Source organism: Aliiglaciecola sp. SL4, assembly GCF_041538045.1.
Classification (GTDB): Bacteria; Pseudomonadota; Gammaproteobacteria; order Enterobacterales; family Alteromonadaceae; genus Aliiglaciecola.
This window is the reverse complement of record NZ_JBGOSE010000013.1, coordinates 64,545-89,365: the sequence shown is the minus strand read 5'-3', so window position 1 is coordinate 89,365 and position 24,821 is coordinate 64,545. Positions and strand designations below refer to the sequence as shown.

Below are 24,821 nucleotides of genomic sequence, written 5' to 3'. Positions count from 1 at the left end.
TTATGAGCATGAATGATAACTGGATTAACGTTTGTAAACCTAATGACTTGGTTGATAATTCGGGAGTTTGCGCCCTTATCGACGATGTTCAAGTGGCTATCTTCAAAATTTGTCAGGGAGATGAACAACATCTTTATGCCATGAGCAACTGGGATCCCATCGGTAAAGCAAATGTCATGTATCGTGGATTAGTGGGTTCGGTAAAGGATGAACCCTTTGTTGCATCACCCCTGTATAAGCAGCGTTATAAATTGAAATCTGGTGAATGTGTTGATGACCAAAGTGTTCAAATTGCCGTTTACCCAGCTCGTATTGTTGATCATCAAGTCCAGCTTCAATTAGTGAACTAAATGAGTGCTCATATCCCACTTAGCTCCCTCGTTGCAGCCGACAAAGATCTATTTCTTCAATGTCAACCGTCTGCAACACTGGCAAAAACAACTTGCCCATATTGTGGCGTTGGTTGTGGTGTTGATGTTCAGATAGAAAAATCTAGCGTAGGTGGGCAGAAGCAAATAAAACAAGTCAACGGCACTTCGGACCATCCAGCGAACTTTGGTCGATTATGCGTTAAAGGCAGCAAACTGCGGGAAACCAATGGATTAGATGGGCGTTTATTAAGCCCTAAAATCCAAGGCCAAGACGTAGATTGGCATCAAGCTACTGAGCACGTTGCTAGCAAGTTTAAGCAAATTATCGCTGAGCATGGCCCTGATGCTGTGGCGTTTTATGTATCAGGTCAGTTATTGACAGAAGACTATTACGTGGCGAACAAACTCATGAAAGGCTACATTGGTACTGCGAATATCGATACCAATTCACGTTTGTGTATGTCGTCCGCCGTTTCTGCATACAAACGTGCATTTGGAGCAGATGCAGTCCCCTGTAATTATGAAGATTTAGAGCTTGCTGACCTCATTGTCTTTATTGGATCTAATGCGGCCTGGACTCATCCGGTTTTATTTCAACGTATTGAGCGGGCTAAAAAGCTAAATCCCGCCATCAAAATCGTGACCGTTGACCCTCGCCAAACTGGCACCGGAGAGATAGCAGATCTACATTTAGGTATAAAATCTGGCACAGACACCGCCTTATTTAACGGGCTACTCAATTATTTACAACAAGAAAACAAACTCGACCAAGATTACATCAATGCCAACACCGAAGGTTTTGCCGCTGCATTAGTGTGCTCAAAAGAATGGAGCATAGATAAGGTTGCGCAAGTTTGTGATATACCGGCAACAGATGTTGCCGCGTTTTACCAATTATTTGCCCAATCTGAGCGGACTATTTCTGCTTATACCATGGGCGTGAATCAGTCTAGTTCTGGAACCGATAAAGCCAACAGTATTATTAATTGTCATTTGGCCAGCGGCAAGTTAGGTAGAGAAGGTTGTGGCCCCTTTTCCCTCACCGGTCAGCCAAACGCAATGGGTGGTAGGGAAGTGGGTGGACTTGCCAATATGCTAGCGGCACACATGGATATCGATAATCCACAGCATCAACAACTTGTTCAGTCGTATTGGCAGTCTCCAGCGATTCCAAAACGCATTGGTCTCAAAGCCGTGGATATGTTTGATGAAGTGCATAAAGGCAATATTAAAGCCATTTGGATCATGGCAACCAATCCTATGGTGAGCATGCCAAATAGAGGCAAAATCGCCAGTGCATTGGAAAAGTGTGAGTTTGTTGTGGTGTCGGATTGTGTGGCCAAAAATGACACCCTAGCCATGGCGGATGTTGTACTTCCTGCTACGGGTTGGTCTGAAAAGAATGGCACAGTAACGAATTCAGAGCGTCGTATTTCTCGACAACGAGGTATTCTCTCAGCGCCGGGCCTTGCAAAACATGATTGGCAAATTATTTGTGATGTAGCCAAAGCTATGGGATTCGAGCAGGGGTTTAACTATGCCCATCCATCTGAAATATTTCGTGAGCACGCAGGCTTAACTGCTTATCAAAACGCCGGCAGTAGAGCCCTAGATTTATCTGCATTACAGAATATAAGTGAAAAAGAGTATGACAGGTTAAAACCAATTCAATGGCCAATAACCCAAGACAATCCTGAGGGAACCGCTCGTTTATTTGCTGGTGGTGAGTTTTTTACCGCGTCTAAAAAAGCCCAATTCATAGCCTTACAACCCAAAGCGCCAGAAGTCACCACAAGTGAAGCCTTTCCTTTTGTCTTGAATAGCGGTCGGATTAGAGATCAATGGCATACCATGACGCGAACGGGAAAAACCGCAGAATTAACTGGTCATATTGATCGCGCCTTTGTACATATGCACCCGCTAGACGCTATATCTAAGGGGATTAGTGAGGGGGATTTTGTGGTGCTAAGTTCCGCCATTTCCGCTAAGTACCTAGAAAATGACAGCACACAAAAAGTAGTCATGCCCGTCAAGTTGCAGAAACAACAACGCCGAGGAGAGTTGTTTGTCCCCATTCACTGGAGTGCTTCAAATTCATCAAGTTCAGCCGTTGCAGCACTTTATTCCGATGCAACTGATGATATCTCTGGGCAACCCGAGTTAAAACACACTGCTGTTAACGTTAATTTATGTCACTTCTCCGCCCACGGCCAATTGTTTAGCCGTAATAAGCTGAATCATATTTTATTGAATCAGGTAGCCGAATATTGGACTGAAGTCCCTATCGAGCAGGGGCATTTAGTTTATTTTGCTTCAAACCATGCTGACGTGGTCTCTGAATTGCAGGTGAATTTACCATTGTGCACGGAATGGTTTTCATCTCAGCACAAAAGTGATGGTGGTGAGATAAGAAATACGTTTGCTCTTCGTGATGGCCTAATAGATTTAGTTTTATTTGCGGATGCTAATGCTCCAATGATGGATGTAAATTGGATTAATAGCCTGTTACAGCAATCGACATTAGATGACCAACAAAAGTCTGCTTTATTGCGGGCAACACCTGATCCTGCATTTGCCCAAGGAAGGTTAGTTTGTAGTTGCTTTAAAGTCGGTGAAAACACCATAGTCGATGCCATAAAACAAGGTTGCGACTCGGTTGATAAATTAGGTGACAAGCTCAAGTGCGGCACCAATTGTGGTTCATGTAAAACTGAGTTAAAGCAGCTAGTCAAAAGTCATATTTTTGAGGAAAATTTAACCATCCTTGATGCTGAACTTAAACCTTTGCAAACTGGCACATAACATGTATTTTACGCTCCTAAATTTACACTCTTTGTCATCCCAGCACTCATTATAATAATCATAGCTGGCTAAGGTAGATTACTCGAATGAACGAACAACAGGACTTTAAAGATTTTATCCGTATCATTGGCAGAGGCCAAAGAGCTGGACGTACATTAACCCAGCAAGAAGCATTTGATGCCATGACTATGGTTATTGAAGAGCGCGTGACGCCAGAGCAAAAAGGTGCATTTCTGATGTTGCTACGAGTCAGGGAGGAAACATCAGAGGAATTAGCGGGTTTTACCCAGGCGTTTCGACAACATACTATTACTGGTCTAGATGCTTTACATGTTGATTTAGACATGGGTTGTTACGCGGGAAAAAGACGGCAGTTGCCTTGGTTCTTGTTAGCGGTATTAGTTTTAGCACAACAAGGAAAACGTATTTTTCTGCACGGCACTACAGAACCGGATTCAAAGCGACTGTATTTAAATGAAGTGTTGCCACACCTAGGTTTTGAAGTCGCAACTTCTACGCAAATGGTTGCTGAACAGCTAGCAAGTCACGGGTTTAGTTATATGGGATTAGAACAAGTTAATCCACAACTCGATAAGATCATTCAATTACGCGCACAATTCGGACTGCGTTCTTGTGCAAATACCCTAGCGCGAATTCTTAACCCGTCAAAGGCAGAGCATAGCCTTCAAGGGGTGTTTCATCGTCAGGTGGATGAGAAGCATCGACTAACATCGGCATTATTAAACGATCCAAATATGCTTTGTTTTCGAGGAGAGGGGGGGGAAGTTGAGTTTAACCCCGAGCGAGATGTAGCTTTACATATTTGTCGAAAAACTGAATCTAAAGTGGTCAATGTCGCCGCGTTTAATGAAACTCGCGTGACTAAACCTCGTCAACTTGTCCCTAGTGAGCTAATAGATTTTTGGCAAGGCAAAGAGAATACCTATGCACAGGATGCGGTATTGGGTACTTTGGGGGTTATGCTTGTGTTGATGGAAAATCTTGAATGGCCAGAAGCCCTTAATCAAGCCAAAGCTTTATGGTCAATGCGCAATAAGAGCTGGCCTGGCACCATTGAGCAAAAAACAGTTGCTAAGTCGTTATTTGATACCACAGGTAAACATTACGCTCATTAATTTCGCACAAAGTTGGTGCGTTTGCACAAATAATATTGGAATTTACGTTAGTTTATTAAATGAGTAAATCTAAGTTATTGATTTTAGTGGTTTAATATTTATGGTGTGGAGATTGCTGTGACAATATTTACCCATAGTAATCCTTTCAATTTAAAGCTGGAAATGTGTTTTGGCGAGTAATGAAAATAATAAAAGTTTAGCTCAAAGCGCAAAAAAATTACGAATTCTGTTAATTGATGAAAATACCCATCGTGCAGAAATTGTAACCACTGCGCTGGGTAATTCTCGTTATCAAATAAGTCATTTAGCTAGTCCTTCAGGTACTTTATTAAAGCAAGTGGATCAACTACAACCAGATATTATAGTCATTGATATTGAGTCACCTAGCCGTGACATTCTGGAGAGTTTGCATACTATTAAAAATATTGATCCTAAGCCTGTAGTGATGTTTTCCAGTGAAGAAGATACCGATACCATTAATCAAAGTATTGAATCTGGTGTAAGTGCTTACGTGGTCGGTGATCTCGAGCCTCATAGAGTGAAACCTATATTAGATGCCGCTGTCGCTAGATTCCGTGAATTTCAAAAATTGAAAACCGAACTAAGTGATACTAAACAGCAACTTAATTCCCGAAAAAATATTGACCAGGCTAAACGTATTCTCATGAAAAATAGAAATATCAGTGAAGACCAAGCGTTCCATACCATGCGCAAAACAGCAATGGATACTGGTCAGAAATTAGATGATGTGGCCAAAACCATAATATCGATGTTTAACTCGTTGTAATGTAAAGCATGATGAAACTTGAAAAAACACAATTAACCCTTGGGTTTAGCCCCCTAACTGATTGCGCGCCTTTTGTGGTAGCCAAAAATTTAGGATATTTTGAACACTGGGGATTGGACGTTACCTTGCAGAAGCAAAACTCATGGGCAACCTTACGTGACAAGTTGCACGCGGGTGTTTTGGATGCAGCACAGATGCTTGCGCCTATGCCTATTGCCAGTACCTTAGGGCTGGGAGTTGCACCGATTCATGTCGTTACCCCTATGGTTTTGAGTCAAAACGGTAATGGTATAACCTTGTCTGAAGCTTTGGTTCAAGAGCTTCTATCGGTAAACAATATCTTTCAGCTAGAGTTTCCTTTAGATGCCAAGCTGCTAAAAAATGTGATTGATTATCGAATTCAGCAAAATAAAAGCAAACTCTCATTTGCTACGGTATTTCCTTACAGTTGCCATCACTATCAACTCAAAGATTGGTTATTAAGTGGTGGGATTACCTTTGACGACGTGAATATTAGTGTTGTACCGCCGATCAATATGGTTGATACAATGTTAAGCGGCGATATCGACGGGTTTTGTGTTGGCGGACCTTGGAATGCCAAAGCGGTTCGTGGCAGTTTCGGCGCAACAGTGGTAACGTCTTCTGATATATGGCAAGACTCCCCCGAAAAGGTATTAGGTTTTTTGTCGTCATTTGTGGAAACTAACCCCAATACAGTATTAGCCGTTTGTGCCGCTTTGAAACAGTCCTGTATTTGGCTCGACTCTGTACCTAATCGTTTTGAAACCGCGGTAATGATGAGTCAACAAGGCTTCCTAGGTGAGCCTTTAGAAGTCATAACCCCTTCTTTGTTAGGTAGCTGTTTGACCCAAGCGAAATTTTCTCCACGTTCAGTGCCATCGTATAATCAGTTTTCTACCACTGTCGATGGAAATGACGTGAATAATCCGGATGTTGAATATGGTCAGTGGCTGCTACAAAAAATACAAAGCAGTGGACAGATACCCGACGGTATCGAAACCAACGGCTGTATTGAACGTATTTACCGAAGTGATATCTACGCTCAAATCGCGCCACTTTTAGAAAAATTTGATTAAAGGCTTCTCAAGATAAAAAACTAAAAGTGAGTGGAGAGCACTCTTATGAAGCAAAAACTTTGTGCTAATTGCACTACAATGGTTTTATATGAGTGCCACTTAATAGGTGGTTCTCTCTAAGTTATTGATATTAATGAATAATAAAAGTTGGCACTAGTCGTGCTTTATATCGCTCGAGACAAAGGCTTAAAGCAAAAATAATAATCTAAGCGTTGTCCATCTAACATAATATCATTTGTCTGCACAGTCGCAGTTATTTGATACGGCAAAGTAGCCCACGTGAACTTCAAGTTTTTGGAGTTGACGTGGGTTTTTTTTTGGAAAAAATTCGGAGTGGATTATGTCTCGAACAAAATGGTCGGATATTGTTATTACGTTGTTATCGTCGATTCGTAAAACAATGATTTTAGCCCCAATAGCTGCAGTAATTAGTAGTACTGGTTTGCATGCTAAAGAGGTGGGTTATCCAGAAAAAGAAGAACTGAAATTTGGGTTTATTAAATTAACCGATATGGCCCCCCTTGCCATTGCTTACGAGAAGCAATTTTTTGAAGATGAGGGGTTATATGTCACTTTAGAAGCGCAGGCAAACTGGAAAGTATTACTTGATAGAGTTATTGATGGTCAGTTAGACGGTGCCCATATGCTTGCCGGTCAGCCCTTAGGTGCAACTATAGGGTATGGCACTCAAGCCGATATCATTACTGCTTTCAGCATGGATTTAAATGGTAATGCAATTACCGTTTCTAACGATATTTGGCGTCAAATGAAGAACCATATTCCCCACGAAAATGGGAAACCTGTACACCCTATAAAAGCCGACGCCTTAAAACCTGTCATTGATAGTTTCAAAGATGCCGGTAAACCATTCAAAATGGGAATGGTATTTCCGGTATCAACCCACAACTATGAACTTCGTTATTGGCTCGCTGCTGGTAATATTCATCCGGGATATTATGCGCCCCATCAAGGTGATACTAGTGGACAGATTAATGCCGATGCCTTGTTATCGGTCACTCCGCCTCCACAAATGCCTGCCACTATGGAAGCCGGCACAATTGAAGGCTACTGTGTTGGTGAACCTTGGAATCAGCAGGCGGTATTTAAAGGTATTGGGGTGCCGGTTGTCACCGATTATGAAATTTGGAAAGATAATCCAGAGAAAGTATTTGGGGTTAGTAAAAAATGGGCTGAAGAGAATCCAAATACCCATATTCGTGTGGTTAAAGCGATGATTCGAGCCGCTATATGGTTAGATGAAAACAATAATGCCAACCGTCCAGAAGCTGTGAAAATTTTAGCTAAAAGTGATTATGTTGGAGCGGATGCCGAGGTGATTGCCAATAGTATGGTGGGAACCTTTGAGTATGAAAAAGGCGACAAACGAGAGGTCCCAGATTTCAATGTATTCTTCCGTTACAACGCCACTTATCCATTCTATAGTGATGCCATTTGGTACTTAACGCAAATGCGTCGTTGGGGCCAAATCAGCGAACAAAAACCTGACTCTTGGTATAATGATATTGCCAAGCAAGTTTATCGTCCAGACATCTATGCACAGGCTGCTAAAGCACTTATTGCAGAAGGCAAGGCTGACCCAAAAGATTTTCCTGAGTTTGCCACTGAAACTGGCTACAAATCCCCTCAGAAACACTTTATAGATAACATTGTTTATGACGGTACTCAGCCAAATGCTTATTTGGAAAAATTCACTATTGGGATTAAAGGTAACACTAAGCTGTAAGGCTTAGGTTAACCGGACGGAGAACGAAAATGTCTAAACAAGCCGCTATTCCCATGATCACTGAGAAGGAATCGAGGATTGATTTCGCAAAGCTAACTGGATGGCTGAAAACAATTATGTTGCCGGTAATTGGGCTAGTTGTGTTTATTGGCCTATGGAATGTACTAGCTAAAAATATTGATACGTCATTGGGGCAGTTTCCAGGTACCACCGCTGTCTGGCAACAGGCAAAAGTGTTAGTAGATGAACATTATACGCAGCAAAATAAAGCCGAAGCTTTTTACGAACGCCAGCATAAACGTAATGCTGAAAGGATGGCCAAAGATCCCAACTATCAACCTAAGATTCGCGCTTTCACTGGCGCGCCCACTTTCTTTGAACAGATTTGGACAAGCCTTTATACCGTTATGATCGGCTTTTTAATGGCCTCACTGATTGCGGTTCCCTTAGGTATATTATGTGGATTAAGCAAATCTTCTTATGCCGCAATCAATCCATTAATTCAGTTGTTTAAGCCTATTTCGCCTCTTGCATGGTTGCCTCTAGTCACCATGGTTGTTAGTGCGGTGTATGTTTCCGAGGATCCAATGTTCGCGAAGTCTTTCATTACCTCAGCAGCAACAGTGGCTCTTTGTTGTCTATGGCCAACGCTAATTAATACTGCTGTAGGTGTGTCGAGTATCGATACAGACCTTATTAACGTGAGTAAGGTACTGCGGTTAAATCCTTTGCAGCATGTGATAAAAATTGTCATGCCATCTTCAATTCCCGCAATTTTTACCGGCTTACGTCTTTCACTAGGCATTGGTTGGATGGTGTTGATTGCGGCCGAAATGTTGGCGCAAAATCCCGGGCTTGGAAAGTTTGTTTGGGATGAGTTTCAAAATGGAAGCTCTGAATCTTTAGCTCGTATCATGGTTGCCGTGCTCACTATTGGCATCATAGGTTTCATACTTGATCGATTGATGTTGCAACTTCAGAAATGGGTAAGTTGGGATAAATCAGCGACTTTACGCTAAGAGGAAATGAACATGACATTTAAACATCAACTTGAACTAACCCAAGTAGCAATAGATTTTCCCACGCCTAAAGGGCCTTTTACGGCATTGACAGATGTGAATTTAAAAATTCAAAAAGGCGAGTTTATATCTTTAATTGGTCACTCGGGGTGTGGTAAATCCACGGTATTGAACCTAATCGCCGGATTGTATCAGGCCACCACTGGCGGAGTGATACTTGAAGGACAGGAAGTGAATGAACCCGGTCCTGAAAGAGCAGTGGTATTTCAAAATCACTCGTTACTTCCATGGTTGTCAGCTTATAAAAATGTTGAGTTAGCCGTAAAGCAAACCCAGACCGGACGCTCTAAAAAGGAAATTAAAGAATGGGTCGAGCACAACCTTGAACTCGTTCATATGAGTCATGCTGCAGATAAATTACCGTCGGAAATATCTGGTGGAATGAAGCAGCGCGTGGGGATAGCTCGAGCATTAGCAATGGAACCTAAAGTTTTATTAATGGATGAACCTTTTGGTGCTCTAGATGCGCTAACCCGCGCCCATTTGCAAGACTCCGTGATGGAAATTCACAGTCAACTGGGCAATACCGTAATTATGATCACCCATGATGTGGATGAGGCGGTGCTTCTTTCAGATCGCATCGTGATGATGACTAATGGCCCAGCGGCAACTATCGGCGAAATTTTATCGGTAGAATTAGAGCGACCACGAAATCGAATTGAGTTAGCTGATAACCCTCAGTACAACCATTATCGACATGAAGTTCTCAAATTTTTATACGAAAAACAGAGAAAGGTCGAGTCTGTGGAAGCCCATCGTAAAAGTAAAGGGACCAACGGACTCGCTGGAAGCTTAAAAACAGGTTAAGACAAAATTTAAACACATCAACCTTTAAATACCATGTAAACCACGACCTAGGTTTGTGCTAATGAGCTTATCAGCCAGCCAAGGTCTCGGCAAAGTCATGTCTAAAATAAGAGAAACGACGATGAAATCTATAGCAAAAAAACCACTTAATGTTGCAATTACTCTAGCGTTAATGAGTGTATCTAGCCTGTCTGTAAATGCCGCAGAAACCGTGACTGAAGCTATGGCAAATGGCACAGCGAACGCTAATTTTCTACTGCGTTATGAATCAGTTGAACAAGACAATGGGGTGGAAGATGCCAGTGCCCTTACCTTGCGCACTTTGTTGAGCTATAAATCAGCTAGTTATAAGAATTTTTCAGCCATGATTGAAGTGGAAGATACTCGCATAGTGTTAGGGCAGGGCGATTATACGGTCGGACCAACAGGTTATAACTCGGGGATCTATTCCGTGATTGCGGATCCTGAGCATACCGAACTTGATCAAGGTTATGTCCAATATTCAACAGACGAATTTACCGCTAAAGTTGGGCGTCAGGTTATTACCATGGACAATCATCGTTTTGTTGGGCATGTGGGCTGGCGTCAGGACCGTCAAACATTCGATGGTTTAAGCTTCGGTTACAACCCAACTAAAGGGCTCTCATTAAAATACGCATATTTAACTCAGCGCAACCGAATTTTTGCTGAAGCCGCCGATTTAGATGCTAAAGACCATCTACTTAATGCCTCTTATCAGTCATCTATTGGAAAAATAACGGCATATGGGTATCTACTTGAAGTGGATAATAATGTGGAAAATTCATTAGATACCTTTGGTATACGTTTTTCAGGGAATAGCTTAGTAGGTGATACCAAACTTATTTACACCGCTGAATATGCAACTCAAAGTAGTGATTCGGCGACTACTAGTTTTGATGCCGATTATTTGATGTTAGAAGCCGGCGCTTTATTTTCTGGTTTTACAGCAAAAGTTGGTTACGAACTACTAGGGTCTGATGAGGGTAACTATGGGTTTTCTACTCCTTTGGCAACCTTGCATAAATTTAATGGTTGGGCTGATGTATTTCTAGGCACGCCTGCTCAAGGGTTAGTTGATTTATCGGTATCTCTATCTGGCAAAGTGGCTGGTGGAAGCTTGATGGCAACCTATCATGATTTTGACGCAGACGAAGCTACAGAGTCTGTCGACGATCTTGGTAATGAAATTGACCTACAGTATACCTACAAAGTGTCGGCTAATTATTCCATGGGAATTAAGTACGCAAGTTACTCTGGAGAAAGCGGGCGCGCTGATACAGACAAACTTTGGTTGTGGCTTGGTGCGAAGTTTTAAATAGAATGCACTCTTTTGTGAAAAAGTTAGTAATAGCCAATATCAAAATAATGCTTCTATCTAATTGTTATTAGGTTAATCTGGCTATACTAGTTGCTCTTATAAACCACCAATGCACCAAATTGGGTCTTGTTGACCTTATTTGGTGCATTAAATCGTCGGGATTGAGTTGTTAATTCACCTTTTCAACGAAAGAACAGGCACTTTAGGGGCATCATGTATATGGCATGAAAATCGCTTAGTTAAGCAATTAGTATTGCAAGTTTGAAAAATACCATAATCTTTGATTATATTCAGGAGGACACAATGTCAGTAGAAAAGGCTTTAGACCTTATCAAAGAAACCGAAGCGAAATTTGTTGATTTACGTTTTACCGATACCAAAGGTAAAGAACAGCATGTTTCAATCCCATCTCATCAAGTAACTGAAGACTTCTTTGAAGAAGGTAAAATGTTTGATGGTTCTTCTATCTCTGGATGGAAAGGCATTAATGAATCTGACATGGTACTTATGCCTGATCCAGAAACAGTCGTTCTAGACCCTTTTGCAGAAGAAACACAAATTAACGTTCGTTGTGACATACTTGAGCCTTCTACTATGCAAGGTTACGACCGTGACCCACGCTCTGTGGCTCGTCGCGCTGAAGAATATTTAAAATCTACTGGAATTGGTGACGAAGTTTATATCGGTCCAGAGCCAGAGTTTTTCTTGTTTGACGACGTGAAATATAGCACTACTATGTCAGGTTCTTTCTTTAAAATTGATGCTGAAGAAGCTTCTTGGAACTCAGGCGCTGAGTTTGAAGGCGGCAACATGGGTCACCGTCCAGGTATCAAAGGCGGATACTTCCCAGTACCTCCAGTTGATTCATCAAATGATACTCGTGCTGCTATGTGTCTTGTTATGGAAGAAATGGGACTAACTGTTGAAGCTCATCACCACGAAGTGGCAACAGCAGGTCAAAACGAAATCGCTTGTTTGTTTAACACGCTAGTTAAAAAAGCTGATGAAGTTCAAATCTATAAGTATGTAGTACACAACGTAGCTCATGCATATGGCCAAACAGCGACCTTTATGCCTAAGCCTCTAGTAGGCGATAATGGTTCAGGTATGCATGTTCACCAATCAATTAGCAAAGGCGGTAAAAACGTATTTGCTGGTGACAAATATGCTGGTATGTCTGAAGACGCCTTGTTCTACATTGGTGGTATTATTAAGCATGCTCGTGCGATTAACGCATTCACTAATGCTTCTACTAACTCTTACAAGCGTTTGGTTCCAGGGTTTGAAGCACCGGTAATGCTAGCATATTCTGCTTGTAACCGTTCTGCATCTATCCGTATTCCTCACGTGAACAGTGAACGAGCTCGTCGTATCGAAGTACGTTTCCCTGATCCTACAGGTAACCCATACTTGTCATTCACTGCAATGTTAATGGCTGGTCTTGACGGAATCAAAAACAAGATCCACCCTGGCGATTCTATGGATAAAGATCTATATGACCTACCTGCAGAAGAAGCGGCTGAAATCCCAACTGTTGCAAGTTCATTAGAACAAGCGCTAGAAGCTTTGGATAGTGATCGTGAATTCTTAACTGCTGGTGGCGTTATGACTGATGACATGATTGATGCTTATATTGAGCTTAAATCTGCAGAAGTTGAGTTACTTAACTCTTCTACTCACCCAGTAGAATTTGGCATGTACTACAGCTGCTAATTGCTATAGTTATTGTTTTTTATACGAGCCCGCATTATTGCGGGCTTTTTTTTGTTCTGGAAAAGGCTACACTCTAGTGTATGAAAAAGACCATTGTGATTCCGCTGTTGTTATTTACCGTCGCTGCAACGGGGGAGACGCTATACAAAATAGTAAATTCTGACGGTTCAATAACCTATACGGATACGCCGCAAAGTGGTGCACAGCCGCTGGACTTACAGAATAGCAACAGTACAGTCATGCCTTCGTTAACAAATGGGGGAGCAAGGAAACAGTCTAAAAGAACTAAGATAGAGTTTCCTGAGTATCAGCTTAAAATTTTATCTCCAGCTGATAAAGCTACTGTTCGTAATAATGCAGGTAAAATATCGGTTAGCGCGCAACTCGAGCCAGTAGGTAATGGCAAATTCGAAATCTACTTAGATGGTGAGCTAGTGCAAACCAGTCCAGCCCCTTCTTTTCAACTACAAAATGTGGTGCGAGGAGAACATTCAATTCAAGTAAAATTTATTCACCATACAGGCAAGATCCTTGCATTGTCTAAACCTAGAGTGTTTTACATGCACCAGGCTTCGACGTTAATCAATCCAAATTAAACGTTTTAGAAGCCTGTAGCATGCTTCTTAATTGACATTGACTTTAACGGGTGAATGTTGTGCACTAACATGGTGCAATAATGTAATTGGGTGAAATTTCTTTGAGTGAACAATATAAACACCTTTTGGAAAGCTTAGCTACGGCCGTGCTTGTATTGGATAGAAACCTATCTATCCGGTACGTCAATCTAGCTGCGCAGTCGATACTCGAATTTGGAGAAAATCAATTACTTGGTTTTCCGTTGACTCAATTTGTATCTCATTCCAGCTTAACTTTTGCTCGCTTAGAAGATGCAATCGAACGAGAACAAGGGTTTTCTGATGGCGAAGTTTTATTTGCTTTTGCCGATGGTCGACACGTATTAACTGATGTGACAGTTACATCAGTTGAATTTGAACAAAATCCTGCTCTATTGCTTGAAATTAAAGTGATAGAGCAGCAAAAACGAATTAGTCAAGAAAGTCAGCAGTGGGCTCAACTCCAAGCTGCTAGAGAGCTGATTCGAGGCTTGGCCCATGAGATTAAAAATCCACTTGGCGGAGTCCGTGGCGCTGCACAATTGCTCGAAAAAGAGCTGCATAGCCCAGATTTAAAAGAGTTTACCCAAGTTATTATTGGCCAATCGGATAGATTGCGAAATTTAGTCGATAGGTTGTTAGGGCCGAATTCTTTACCGAATTTTGATTGGGTCAACATACATAAAGTTTTAGAGAAAATTCGCACTTTAGTAAAGCTGGACGCGACCCATAATATTCACATAGAACGAGATTACGACCCTAGTATTCCCGAACTATATTTAGACCAAGATATGTTGCAACAAGCGGTTTTAAATATTGTTACCAATAGTATTCAAGCTTTGGAAGGAAGTGCTGAAAAGCCCGAGATTATTATTCGAAGCCGAATCAAACGTCGATTTACAATACATGGCGTAAAGTACCCATTAGTCGCACAAATTAAAATTATCGACAATGGACCAGGTATCCCTGTAGAGCTTAAAGATACCCTGTTTTACCCAATGGTAACTGGGAAATCAAATGGCACAGGCTTAGGATTATCCATTGCACAATCTTTGGTGGACCACCATAAAGGCAAAATTGATGTCGAAAGCTGGCCCGGACATACCGCATTTAAAATTTATTTACCGATAGATAAAAAGGACGTAATTTAATGAACGCTGAACCAGTATGGGTCGTAGATGACGATAGCTCGATTCGTTGGGTATTACAAAAAGCGTTGCAGTCGGCGCAAATTCCTTGTTTTAGTTTTGAGAATCCAGAAGATTTACTTTTGCAATTACATTCTGGTCAACAACCAGAAGTCATCGTTTCTGATATTAAAATGCCACAAATGGATGGAATGACTTTACTGCAAGAAGTACATCGCCACTTTCCTGATATTCCAGTGATTATTATGACGGCCCACTCCGACTTAGATAGTGCGGTAAATGCCTATCAAAGTGGCGCTTTTGAGTATTTACCTAAACCTTTCGATATTGATGAGGCGGTAAACTTAGTACAGCGCGCATTAGCACACTCAAGGGAACAAAATTCACAAAGACAGGCAGAACCTGAGGCGAAAGATACCGAAATCATTGGCGAAGCTCCGGCAATGCAAGAAGTGTTTCGTGCCATTGGTCGCTTATCACGCTCTAGTATTAGTGTGTTAATCAATGGGCAATCAGGTACTGGTAAAGAGTTAGTCGCTCAAGCATTGCACCGTCATAGTCCCCGCAAAACGAATACCTTTATCGCCCTGAATATGGCGGCCATTCCCGCTGATCTCATCGAGTCTGAATTGTTTGGCCATGAAAAGGGGGCTTTTACCGGCGCGCAATCTGCTCGGCAAGGTAGGTTTGAACAAGCAGATGGAGGCACACTATTTTTAGATGAAATAGGTGATATGCCTCTGGATGTGCAAACACGACTATTGCGCGTGTTAGCAGATGGGCAGTTCTACCGAGTAGGTGGTCACAATCCGGTAAGTGTTAATGTTAGGATTATTGCCGCAACCCATCAAAACTTAGAACAACGAGTTGTTGATGGAAAATTTCGAGAAGATCTCTATCACCGTTTGAATGTGATTAAAATTCACATTCCAACTTTAGCGCAACGTCGTGAAGATATTCCTTTGTTGGCTAGGCATTTCCTTAACAGTGCGGCGAAAGAGTTAGAAGTTGATGCAAAATCTCTGAGCAAAGAAGCAGCTAATGTACTTTCGCAGTTATCCTGGCCTGGTAACGTAAGACAATTGGAAAATATGTGCCGCTGGTTAACCGTAATGGCCAGTGGACAAGAAATCTTAATCAATGATTTACCACCAGAAATTAACACCCAGCCTGTAAACAGCCAATCAGCCAACCATGAAGGCGATTGGAAAACATTACTTGCTAGTTGGGCTGATAAACAACTGCATTCGGGTCGTCAGAATATCTTAGATGAAGCCATCCATGAATTTGAAAAAATTATGCTAGAAAGAGCATTGCAATATACCAATGGGCATAAACAAGATGCCGCCAAAAAACTTGGTTGGGGCAGAAACACCTTAACGCGTAAGTTAAAAGAACTAGATCTTTAACTTCGACAGTTTTCGTCAAAAGCTAAAAAACGCGCTTTCAAAAAGCGCCTTTTTTATCGAGTAAACTAGACCAGATAAAGCACACTTATTTGCCGATTAAGCGCAAAAATTCGTTTCTAGTGGCTTGGGAGGTTCTAAATGAACCTAGCATGACTGAGGTAATCATTGATGAGTTTTGCTTTTGCACGCCACGCATCATCATGCACATGTGCTTACCTTCCATGACAACACCCACACCTTTAGCACCGGTAACTTCCAAAACTGCATCAGCAATTTGTTTGGTCAATCCTTCTTGTATCTGTAACCTACGAGCAAACATATCTACAATTCGCGCAAACTTCGATAACCCAAGAACTTTACCATCTGGTAAATAGGCAATGTGACAGCGTCCGATAAACGGTAGCACGTGGTGTTCGCACAACGAGTAGTATTCGATGTCTTGGATGATGACCATTTCGTCTGTATCGGCTTCGAAAATGGCTCCGTTTACCACGCCATGAATATCTTTTTCATAGCCATCGGTTAAGAACTGCATAGCTTTCGCCGCTCTTTTGGGAGTATCAATCAAACCTTCTCTGGCAGTGTCTTCTCCTAAAAGTTGGAGGATGCTTGCATAATGGTCTTGTAGTTCTTGTGACATCTATTCGTGGTCTCGTTTGCATTATTCTGACTTGTTCAGAATGCCGAATTTCGTTAGGTAGCCCAGCATCATAACATTATGTGGATGCTAGAAAAACCAAATACATGAAGTAACTTTCACCCAGCTGAATCCAAGTAGGGTAATTACAATGCGACCTTAGAAAAGGATTTGTATTTAGTTCACTCGCTACTTAGCTCAGCTTCAGGCAAGTTATAATGGGGGAGTTGTTTGTTTGGCTTTGATTTATTCTGCTGAACAATAAAGTGCTCCATCCACCGCATCAATCGCATGCTGTAGTCTAATTTTGCAGGTGCCAACGCCAATCCATGGGCTTCATTAGGGTACAAAACAAGCCTTACTGGGGCATTTGCATTTGACTTGAAATAGCGATAAAGCTCTTTTGATTGACTCGGGGAAACTCTTGTATCTTCACTTCCATGTAATAACAAAAGAGGCGTTGTTGCATTTTTAGTATGATAAATTGGACTTCGTTCTAAATACCATGTCCAGTCTTCCCAAGGTGCAACTAAAGCGTGTAGTTTAAGCATTTCTGTTGGAATATCGGTCGTACCAAATTTTGAAATTTGATTGGATACCCCCATTCCTGAAACACTAGCGGCAAAATAATCATGCTGTTTGGTTGCTGCCCAAGCCGCAGCGTAGCCACCGTAAGATGTGCCTGTTATGCCTACGCGCAAAGGATCAACATCATATTCTTCGATTAAAAAGTTTCGAGCATCTAATAGGTCGTCAAATTCAGCTCCAGCATAGTCACTTTGACCCAACTTAGTAAAAGCAACGCCTTTTCCCGTTGACCCTCTGTAGTTAGGCAAAAAACTATAAAATCCTTTGCTTGCTGCATAAGCGACAGGGTAGGAATAACTATTATTCCATCCCAAAGAAAAATGCGCCTCTGGACCACCATGTACGAAAATAATGGCCGATGATTTCGGTCCAGAATCATCTAATGGAGCAACTAAAATTCCATCGATAATGGTGCCATCTCTAGCCGTGTAATAGACTTCAGTCTGTTTTGGCAATGCCCTATCTTTCAGCCAAATATTCGAATTTGTCATTCTTTTATTGCTATGTTTGGTCTTAATAAATAGCTCGTCTGGATGCTCTGGAGAGTCGGCTAAATAGGCAATATTGTATCCTTTGCTATCAACACTTAAGGCACTAATTTTACCTTCGTGTTTCACTCTTACTCTATATGACTTCTTCAGATCCTCGATGTCTTTGTTGGCAATAAAAGTGCTTAGGTTTTGAGCCCCAATAAAACCTATAGTTGTTGGATTAAACCAATTAATTGCAGTGACGTGTCCTTCAAAATTAGGCAGTATATTTACAGGGTTAGGAGATGATATTTGGCTTAACCAAAGCCGACCCTCTGAGGGGTCAGACTGATCTTCTGCGCCAATAAATGCATAGTGGCTTCCATTTGGAGAGACACTAATTCCGCCCACCTTGCCGCGATGGAGATTGGTAATCTGAATTTGACCATTTGGTTTCAATACTGAAATTGCGCTCTCCATTACTACGTCATCAGCAAACGGACTAGGGGAGTGATGTAATAATATTTGTTCAGTTTGAGGGACCCATTTTGCACTCAGAACGTGACTTTGGTTGTAAAGTAACTGAGCATTTTTGTTTTGATTGAGTAAGCCCACTCGCCATAAAGAAGCGTTTTTAGCAGACTCACCAAATACGTTTGCGTTGAATCCTGCATTGCTTAACTGCTTTTGCTGTTTATCTTCAGACGGGTATCCCCAGACAAGTGCCACATCATTATCTTGGTTTATATCAAACCCTTTAATATCGGTTTCACCGGCATAAATTTTTACAGGCTCATCGTCACCTATAGCAATACTGTATAAGGATACGGTCTTATCATCTTGCATTTTTGCTAAGAAATACAAAGCATCACTATCTTTATTCCACTTTACATGACCTAATTGTCTGCCACCTGATATTACAGGTGAGATTCTTCCTCTTTTAGAAACCACATAAAGCTCTCTTAAACTGACTAAATCAATACCATCATAGCTGTCATCCGGCAAATTTAGAGTGATCGCCGTCAAACGCCCATCGGGGGAAAACGCCACTGTCTTCACTTTACGTATCTGGTTTAAGTCTTCTAATGACAACGGGCTTTTTGCGCATACAGGGAATGCGCAAGATAAAATAACAAACAAAAAAACCAACTGTTTCAAATTCACTCCATGACTACTATTAGTTTGAGGCTTAAAACTAAGCACTAAAACGTTAACCGTGTTAATAAAGTGTTAACACGGTTAACATTGTAGAAGTTGACACTGGAGTTTGTAAATTAAAAATACATAGTATTTTGTTATAGGGATATATTCGTAAACCCTATACGACAGGGATTAAGTCGCTAATTAGTGGTGAAATTGAGTCAGTGAGGAGGTTAAAAGTCTTTGTATTTTTTCTTTAGTGAGTCGCGGATGTTGTGAAGGTAATAGTCGAGTTCTTGTTTAGCTTCTTCGTAAGCATTGTTATATTCAACCGAATCAGGGTTATCACGAAGTAACTTAAACGCAGAATCCGTTTTATTTAAAAGCATAGTGAGCTGCCGATTGCTGACATCCATTTTGTCTTTATTCCAATCCTTTATTACTAACTGTCTATATATTGGCTAATGAAACAGCGTAAAGCAAATATAATCGATAGTTTACATTTCCCCAATATTAGAATGCTTTTAGCACGGCCAAAGCCACTATGGCAAATAACACCAACACTGGAGTCTCATTTAAAAACCGATAAAAACGTGATGAGTGAGGGATAATATCCTTGGCAAATTTTTTCAACTGTAAATAGAGATACCCATGATATCCATAAATGAATATGACTAACGTCAATTTAACGTGCAACCACTTAGAAACGGCAAACCATTCTGCACCATGCATATAAATTAAAATAACGCCAAAAATCAGGGTTAGCACCGCAAAAGGGGTAACAAAAAACCATAGCCTTCGTTCCATGATTTTAAATTGATCGCGCACGTCTTGGTTGTTAGTTTGTGCATGATATACGAATAACCTAGGTAAATAGAAAATCCCAGCCATCCAAGCAATCATAAAAAAAATGTGTAACGCTTTTATCCAAAAAAATAACATCTTAGGCCTTCTTAAACTTGTTAGAACTTTTCCTGATGTAAATATGTACGCAGGCTGTTCCAGGTAATTACTCCGACAATACTCGAGGGAGTCGTCTCGTAGACATACACTGCACCATCTCGACTAACTTGTAATATTTCGTACACTTCCGCCAACGTCGATTGACTTGGAACGCCTTCCATATCGAAATACGCTAATGGAGCACTATTGTGGTTTAAACTTAATTCGTATTGTACCAATGAATACTGCACATCAATTTCGAACGAAGAACGCAGCACCACTGGATGATTAGGAGAGGTGTCTAAGAACTCCATTATGTGCTTGTCTGGTGCATCGATAAATAATTTATATTCAGTATCCATTACTGCCAATACACCGGTTTTCTGTAACGCTTCCCTGATGGGGGAAATACTATATGGCAATTTTTGATATTCTAACTGGCGGATAAATATTGAACGGTTTCCGAATAGTTGCGTAGAGGTTACATAGGCAGGCACAATGACCAACATCGCGGGTAAAATGATATCTGCATTGTAAGCCAATTCCATAATCGAAGATAAGGCTGCAAGTGGTGCGTGCAGAACAGCGGTTAACATGCCCGCGATACCAAGTAGCGCAAAGCTATTATTGTAATCAATATTTTCTGATAAAACGAAGCCCAATGGAATGGCAAACACTGCTCCAGCAAGCATGCCAATCACATAAACTGGACCAATCAGCCCGCCAGGGACACCTAAGCCAATGGCCACCAATGCGAGTATAAATTTGGCGACTAAAATAGCCACTAGCATGCTTGTGGTTTCACCGCTTACGAAGGAGTGGGTAGTGTCTAAACTTGCACTTAGGGACTCAGGCAAAAAATAGCCAAATATTGCTGTGATAACCGCTGCTATCAAGATCCGCCATATCATTTTTACAGGTCTAAACAGGCGAATCACGTTCATCAATTGGTTATTGAATATGGTGGCCAGACAGCCTAGAGAAATTCCTAAAATAATTAAATAGGGGTAATGCCAGTGGTTAATATATTGAAAAGATAAAAAAGATAACTCGTGAACTTGCCCAAATACCACCCGGGTCATCAGTGAACCGCATGCTGCGGCTAACATTACCGGTATAAATAAATGGATACGGTATTCTCTTAATACTACCTCCATTACAAAAATAACGGCGGCAAAAGGTGTGTTAAAAGATGCGGAAATTCCAGCAGCGATACCGCAACCGGATAAAATACGAATACTATTGTAGGGTAGTTTCAAGCCGTGTCCGATAAAACTACTGCCTGCGGCGCCTAAGTGCACAGAAGGACCTTCTCGACCAACAACAAACCCACTGGCTAAAGCAATCATGCCGCCGAAAAATTGATTAATGGTTGTGCGAAAGGGGATATGTCCGTAGCGCTGCTTGAGTCGATGGATTACAAAGGGGATGCCCATTCGGTAGTGCTTAAAGCCAGTTAAAAAGGCAAATAAGATTATTAGCAGCGCACCGCCAATCGGTAAAGCAAAGCGTAGGTAAGGATTTAGATCAGAGAAACGGTTTAATTCGTCTAAAAAACTTAACTGTAACCACTCAACACAGAGCCGAAATAAAATGATTAATGACGCAGCACTCATCCCGCCCACTATGCCCAATATACATAGTTGAATTGATGTGCGAGGATTTGCTAATTCCTGTCTGAAAGATTTTAATGTCATTATGTGTTGGGCTTATACTTTCAATGGGTAATAATGGTGTTTGGTATTCATTTTAAGATGCACCCTTAGGCTAAAATTAGCTTACCACAAGTGCTTGTAAACAATGATAAAATTATTTTAGGAAAAATACCTTGTGATACCTGATGAAATTCGTAAAACCTGGAGTGCATTTAAATTCTATTCAGTTTTAGTGATCTTATTTATTTGTACCGCTTATTTTGCATTTACCTATGGCAATTCTCACTATGACAGTCAAAAGGCAAAAATCAGCACCCTTGAGCACACAATAGAAAACTTATCACAGGATAACCAACGTTTAACTAAGCAGTTAAATATACTTGGCGTGGAATTGGAAGTGCAAAGAGAGGCGGTGAAAAAATCACAGCTTAGCCTTGAGCAAGGACTAGCCAAAGAAGCGAAACTAAAAGAAGAAATTCAATTCTATCAAAGAGTCATGGCCCCAGAATTGGAACAAGATGGTTTTGTAATTGAAGCTTTCGAGGTTAAGAAATCAATAAGTGACCGAGCTTACTGGTTCGAATTGGTGTTGATGCAACAAAACAAAATTAAAAATGTGGTGAAAGGCTCTATTGACGTCACAATTATGGGTAGTGAAAACGGTAAGCCTAAGCAATATAATTTGTCTGACCTAGTCACTGATGAGCCTTCCAAGTTAAGCTTTAGTTTCAAGTATTTTCAAACAATTCGCGGCGAGTTGATTCTGCCAAACAATTTTTCACCGGAAAAGATCTTAGTAAAAACCGAAGTTTTCCAATTCAAACGAAAGCGGGGCAAATTGGAAAAAACCTTTGATTGGAAGATTGAAAATACACAAACCAGCACAGAATAGTTGATTAGATTACTCAGGTATTAGATAATTGGTCCATAAATAGGGTATTTCCCCTGTTAGTAAAGGTAGAGGTAATATATGTCGGTAGAAATGGCGGTGCCAATTGAATTTTCTGAAGCCGCTTCCGTAAAGGTTCGTACTTTAATAGAAGAGGAAGAAAATCCAAACCTAAAACTACGAGTCTATGTAACTGGAGGAGGTTGCTCTGGCTTTCAATACGGTTTTACATTTGATGAAAAAGTGAATGAAGGCGATATGACTATCGATAAAAACGAAGTCACATTAGTAGTTGATCCTATGAGTTTACAGTATTTGGTAGGCGGAACAGTCGATTACGTTGAAGGCCTTGAAGGTTCTCGCTTTTTGGTGAACAACCCTAATGCAACAACGACTTGCGGGTGTGGTTCTTCATTTAGTGTTTAATCTCAAAGTAAATTAAACCAACAAGCCAGCATTAAGCTGGCTTTTTTGTGTGCACAGCGAAACTATTTAACCTAGAACTTAAGTGCGTCGCAGGAAATTATTCATCTAAAATTAGTTTTAAATACAATGTTTTGTTTTACAAATATCAATTCTATATCGATTAATTTTGCTAAAAAAATAATAGCTTACTTTTTATTAAGTTGTTTGGCTTAGTGTGAGCTTAAATTTAGGTTGCGAAGCATTTTTGTTGTTTGAACTAAAAGGTGACTTGATATTCATTTTACAAGTTGGGAAGTTAGATATGTCAAAAAACAAATGCCCAGTAATGCATGGTGGAGCAACAGAGAGCAAAATGTCAGTATTGGAGTGGTGGCCTAAACCTAAATATTTTACATCAGCATGACTATAAAACGAATCCTTTAGGGGAAGAGTTTGATTATAGGGAAGCCGTTAAAAACCTTGATGTTGAAGCCCTTAGAAAAGATATGCGTTAATGATCGACATGAATTATACGTGGCAGCCAAGTGGTAAAAATACATATGACATCTGTGATCGTCAAACCAATGCCGTGAAGTGGACAGCAACGAGAAGTTTGTGAATGATCATTAGCGCATGGACTAAAGTAATGGATACCGATAGTTTTGATATTTTAAGTTAGTAGCTAATTTTTATTGTTAAGCCCCAATGCTTATGCATCGGGGCTTTTTTGTTTTTTACAGGCAGGCAATGCTATTAGGTCGAATAAAACTTTAGTCCATCTCAGTTTAAGTGTGTTTTAGAACTTTTATTATTTGCGAAACGTAAAAAGCCAATTAGTTGAAAAAACTGAGTTAAAACAATGGGTGTTGATTTCGTACATATTTCGAAACGATTTATAATTGGTAGTATCTTTTTCAGAGTAGTAACGTTAGCGCCATTGAACAAGGAGGTAGAATGTCAAATCTGCTAACTAAAATTCGGCGCCAACCGGCGTGGATAGCGTTGTTTATTTTCATACTTTTATGCTTATGGATTGCTTCAGGGCACCTTTCTGCACAGCAGGATGAAGGCAAAAAAGCACAGCTTGAAGAAGTTCTAACCAAAGTGAAGGTAGACACCCTATATGCCGAGCAAGTTAGCCGAGAAGTTAGCATCTATGGACGTACAGAGCCTGATCGTGTAGCAACACTGCGCTCTGAAGTTAAAGGTCAGGTAGTGGATATCTTTGTTCAGGAAGGGCAAGCTGTCAAACAAGGACAAAAGATTTTGCGCATGGATGGAAATGATTTGAATGCCTTGTTGCGATCTGCAAAATCGATTCTTAAACAGCGTGAAATTGAATTAGACGCAGCCGAATCTTTAGGGAAAAAGGGCTTTCAATCACAATCAGCTTTAGCCCAAGCTGAAGCCAATGTTGAGCTAGCAAAAGCTGAAATTGAACGCTTAGAGTTGGCTATCACTAAAACAACCATAATTGCGCCTTTCGATGGTGTACTAAACAGCCGTGAAGTGGAAATTGGCGATTTACTGAGAGACGGCGATACCATTGCTACCGTAGTGGATTTAGATCCTCTCATTATTTCTGCCGATGTAACGGAAAACTGGATTCAAAAGATTCACCTTGGTCAACAGGCGAATGGCCGACTGACTACTGGGCAAACCCTTACTGGCAAAATTCGATATATCTCCAGTATTTCTAATCAAGGCACGAATACCTTTAATCTGGAAGTGGCAGTGGCTAACCCCGAAGGGACGTTGTTGGCTGGAATGAGTACTGAATTAAATATTCCCCTGCAACAAGAGCGTGCAATTAAAATTACTCCTGCGGTAATGGCCTTGGATGAAGAAGGTAACCTAGGTGTCAAAATAGTTGAAGGTGACATCGTTAGGTTTGTGCCCATTGATATTGTAAAGAGTGACAGTCAAGGGGTCTGGTTATCAGGGATAGGCGAACAAGCGCGCATTATTACTCGCGGGCAAGGGTTTGTCCGTGATGGTGATAAAGTTGAAATCGTCGATGACGTGACATCTGAAAAGTAGCAGTACTAA

The 24,821-nt window shown here is 40.9% G+C and carries 21 protein-coding genes and 1 pseudogene; 17 read left to right on the top strand and 5 right to left on the bottom strand.

Annotated elements, in window-relative coordinates; all coding sequences use genetic code 11:
• The first annotated feature begins 2 nt into the window (after positions 1–2).
• From nirD to glnG, 13 genes are all read left to right on the top strand, one after another.
• Positions 3–350 carry a nitrite reductase small subunit NirD gene (gene nirD / locus AB6T38_RS16275; RefSeq protein ID WP_372548300.1) on the top strand — a complete coding sequence of 116 codons (348 nt, stop codon included), beginning with the start codon at positions 3–5 and terminating at the stop codon, positions 348–350.
• Positions 351–3,173 (top strand): molybdopterin-dependent oxidoreductase, encoded by a 2,823-nt coding sequence (locus tag AB6T38_RS16270; RefSeq protein ID WP_372548299.1) that lies wholly within the window; start codon positions 351–353, stop codon positions 3,171–3,173.
• A gap of 86 nt (positions 3,174–3,259) precedes the next feature.
• Positions 3,260–4,309, top strand: a complete 1,050-nt coding sequence (locus AB6T38_RS16265; protein ID WP_372548298.1) for a glycosyl transferase family protein — start codon at positions 3,260–3,262, stop codon at positions 4,307–4,309.
• 169 nt (positions 4,310–4,478) lie between these two features.
• Entirely contained in the window at positions 4,479–5,096 is a 618-nt protein-coding gene (locus AB6T38_RS16260) for an ANTAR domain-containing response regulator (RefSeq protein ID WP_372548297.1), read from the top strand.
• Positions 5,097–5,104: 8 nt separating this feature from the next.
• The gene (locus tag AB6T38_RS16255; RefSeq protein WP_372548296.1) at positions 5,105–6,193 is read left to right on the top strand and encodes a CmpA/NrtA family ABC transporter substrate-binding protein; all 1,089 of its coding nucleotides are present in this window, start codon (positions 5,105–5,107) and stop codon (positions 6,191–6,193) included.
• 400 nt (positions 6,194–6,593) lie between these two features.
• Positions 6,594–7,937, top strand: a complete 1,344-nt coding sequence (locus tag AB6T38_RS16250; protein WP_372548314.1) for a CmpA/NrtA family ABC transporter substrate-binding protein — start codon at positions 6,594–6,596, stop codon at positions 7,935–7,937.
• A 53-nt stretch (positions 7,938–7,990) separates the two neighbouring features.
• Positions 7,991–8,956: an ABC transporter permease gene (locus tag AB6T38_RS16245; RefSeq protein WP_372548313.1), complete on the top strand. Its 966-nt coding sequence runs from the start codon at positions 7,991–7,993 to the stop codon at positions 8,954–8,956.
• 12 nt (positions 8,957–8,968) lie between these two features.
• Complete coding sequence (locus AB6T38_RS16240; RefSeq protein WP_372548295.1) at positions 8,969–9,823, top strand: ABC transporter ATP-binding protein; 855 nt, start codon at positions 8,969–8,971, stop codon at positions 9,821–9,823.
• Positions 9,824–9,920: 97 nt separating this feature from the next.
• Positions 9,921–11,159 carry an alginate export family protein gene (locus tag AB6T38_RS16235; protein ID WP_372548311.1) on the top strand — a complete coding sequence of 413 codons (1,239 nt, stop codon included), beginning with the start codon at positions 9,921–9,923 and terminating at the stop codon, positions 11,157–11,159.
• A 306-nt stretch (positions 11,160–11,465) separates the two neighbouring features.
• The gene (glnA, locus tag AB6T38_RS16230; RefSeq protein WP_348491201.1) at positions 11,466–12,875 is read left to right on the top strand and encodes a glutamate--ammonia ligase; all 1,410 of its coding nucleotides are present in this window, start codon (positions 11,466–11,468) and stop codon (positions 12,873–12,875) included.
• Positions 12,876–12,955: 80 nt separating this feature from the next.
• Positions 12,956–13,471, top strand: coding sequence for a DUF4124 domain-containing protein (locus tag AB6T38_RS16225; RefSeq protein WP_372548294.1), 516 nt, complete (start codon positions 12,956–12,958; stop codon positions 13,469–13,471).
• Between the two features lie 95 nt (positions 13,472–13,566).
• Entirely contained in the window at positions 13,567–14,640 is a 1,074-nt protein-coding gene (glnL, locus tag AB6T38_RS16220) for a nitrogen regulation protein NR(II) (protein ID WP_372548310.1), read from the top strand.
• Positions 14,640–16,046, top strand: coding sequence for a nitrogen regulation protein NR(I) (gene glnG, locus AB6T38_RS16215; RefSeq protein ID WP_372548293.1), 1,407 nt, complete (start codon positions 14,640–14,642; stop codon positions 16,044–16,046). The genes glnL and glnG overlap by 1 nt, the downstream gene beginning before the upstream one ends.
• Before the next feature lie 85 nt (positions 16,047–16,131).
• Here glnG and folE read toward each other — a convergent pair whose 3' ends face one another.
• The 5 genes from folE to AB6T38_RS16190 all read right to left on the bottom strand — a co-directional run bounded on the left by folE (position 16,132) and on the right by AB6T38_RS16190 (position 21,520).
• Positions 16,132–16,686: a GTP cyclohydrolase I FolE gene (gene folE / locus AB6T38_RS16210; protein ID WP_348491197.1), complete on the bottom strand. Its 555-nt coding sequence runs from the start codon at positions 16,684–16,686 to the stop codon at positions 16,132–16,134.
• A 179-nt stretch (positions 16,687–16,865) separates the two neighbouring features.
• A complete protein-coding gene (locus tag AB6T38_RS16205) occupies positions 16,866–18,899 on the bottom strand; it encodes an alpha/beta hydrolase family protein (protein ID WP_372548292.1) in 2,034 nt (677 codons plus the stop codon).
• 215 nt (positions 18,900–19,114) lie between these two features.
• The gene (locus AB6T38_RS16200) at positions 19,115–19,297 is read right to left on the bottom strand and encodes a hypothetical protein (RefSeq protein ID WP_348491195.1); all 183 of its coding nucleotides are present in this window, start codon (positions 19,295–19,297) and stop codon (positions 19,115–19,117) included.
• 97 nt (positions 19,298–19,394) lie between these two features.
• On the bottom strand, positions 19,395–19,823 hold the full coding sequence (locus AB6T38_RS16195; protein WP_372548291.1) for a CopD family protein: 429 nt from the start codon (positions 19,821–19,823) through the stop codon (positions 19,395–19,397).
• 20 nt (positions 19,824–19,843) lie between these two features.
• The gene (locus AB6T38_RS16190) at positions 19,844–21,520 is read right to left on the bottom strand and encodes a chloride channel protein (RefSeq protein ID WP_372548290.1); all 1,677 of its coding nucleotides are present in this window, start codon (positions 21,518–21,520) and stop codon (positions 19,844–19,846) included.
• Positions 21,521–21,653: 133 nt separating this feature from the next.
• Here AB6T38_RS16190 and AB6T38_RS16185 point away from each other — a divergent pair, with 133 nt between their 5' ends.
• The 4 genes and pseudogenes from AB6T38_RS16185 to AB6T38_RS16170 all read left to right on the top strand — a co-directional run bounded on the left by AB6T38_RS16185 (position 21,654) and on the right by AB6T38_RS16170 (position 24,812).
• Positions 21,654–22,370 (top strand): DUF6776 family protein, encoded by a 717-nt coding sequence (locus tag AB6T38_RS16185; protein ID WP_372548289.1) that lies wholly within the window; start codon positions 21,654–21,656, stop codon positions 22,368–22,370.
• Between the two features lie 78 nt (positions 22,371–22,448).
• Entirely contained in the window at positions 22,449–22,793 is a 345-nt protein-coding gene (gene erpA / locus AB6T38_RS16180) for an iron-sulfur cluster insertion protein ErpA (protein ID WP_372548288.1), read from the top strand.
• 301 nt (positions 22,794–23,094) lie between these two features.
• Positions 23,095–23,281 (top strand): annotated as a pseudogene (locus tag AB6T38_RS16175) (hypothetical protein); the annotation flags it as partial.
• A 445-nt stretch (positions 23,282–23,726) separates the two neighbouring features.
• Positions 23,727–24,812 (top strand): efflux RND transporter periplasmic adaptor subunit, encoded by a 1,086-nt coding sequence (locus AB6T38_RS16170; RefSeq protein WP_372548287.1) that lies wholly within the window; start codon positions 23,727–23,729, stop codon positions 24,810–24,812.
• The last annotated feature ends 9 nt before the right edge of the window (positions 24,813–24,821 follow it).

Coding starts and splice junctions, on each gene's coding strand:
- AB6T38_RS16245 (WP_372548313.1), top strand. CDS start 7,991: ATGATCACTGAGAAGGAATCGAGGATTGATTTCGCAAAGCTAACTGGA.
- erpA (WP_372548288.1), top strand. CDS start 22,449: ATGTCGGTAGAAATGGCGGTGCCAATTGAATTTTCTGAAGCCGCTTCC.
- AB6T38_RS16255 (WP_372548296.1), top strand. CDS start 5,105: ATGATGAAACTTGAAAAAACACAATTAACCCTTGGGTTTAGCCCCCTA.
- AB6T38_RS16265 (WP_372548298.1), top strand. CDS start 3,260: ATGAACGAACAACAGGACTTTAAAGATTTTATCCGTATCATTGGCAGA.
- AB6T38_RS16235 (WP_372548311.1), top strand. CDS start 9,921: ATGTCTAAAATAAGAGAAACGACGATGAAATCTATAGCAAAAAAACCA.
- AB6T38_RS16250 (WP_372548314.1), top strand. CDS start 6,594: ATGATTTTAGCCCCAATAGCTGCAGTAATTAGTAGTACTGGTTTGCAT.
- folE (WP_348491197.1), bottom strand. CDS start 16,686: ATGTCACAAGAACTACAAGACCATTATGCAAGCATCCTCCAACTTTTA.
- AB6T38_RS16190 (WP_372548290.1), bottom strand. CDS start 21,520: ATGACATTAAAATCTTTCAGACAGGAATTAGCAAATCCTCGCACATCA.
- glnA (WP_348491201.1), top strand. CDS start 11,466: ATGTCAGTAGAAAAGGCTTTAGACCTTATCAAAGAAACCGAAGCGAAA.
- AB6T38_RS16195 (WP_372548291.1), bottom strand. CDS start 19,823: ATGTTATTTTTTTGGATAAAAGCGTTACACATTTTTTTTATGATTGCT.
- AB6T38_RS16225 (WP_372548294.1), top strand. CDS start 12,956: ATGAAAAAGACCATTGTGATTCCGCTGTTGTTATTTACCGTCGCTGCA.
- AB6T38_RS16200 (WP_348491195.1), bottom strand. CDS start 19,297: ATGGATGTCAGCAATCGGCAGCTCACTATGCTTTTAAATAAAACGGAT.
- AB6T38_RS16170 (WP_372548287.1), top strand. CDS start 23,727: ATGTCAAATCTGCTAACTAAAATTCGGCGCCAACCGGCGTGGATAGCG.
- AB6T38_RS16270 (WP_372548299.1), top strand. CDS start 351: ATGAGTGCTCATATCCCACTTAGCTCCCTCGTTGCAGCCGACAAAGAT.
- nirD (WP_372548300.1), top strand. CDS start 3: ATGAGCATGAATGATAACTGGATTAACGTTTGTAAACCTAATGACTTG.
- glnG (WP_372548293.1), top strand. CDS start 14,640: ATGAACGCTGAACCAGTATGGGTCGTAGATGACGATAGCTCGATTCGT.
- AB6T38_RS16240 (WP_372548295.1), top strand. CDS start 8,969: ATGACATTTAAACATCAACTTGAACTAACCCAAGTAGCAATAGATTTT.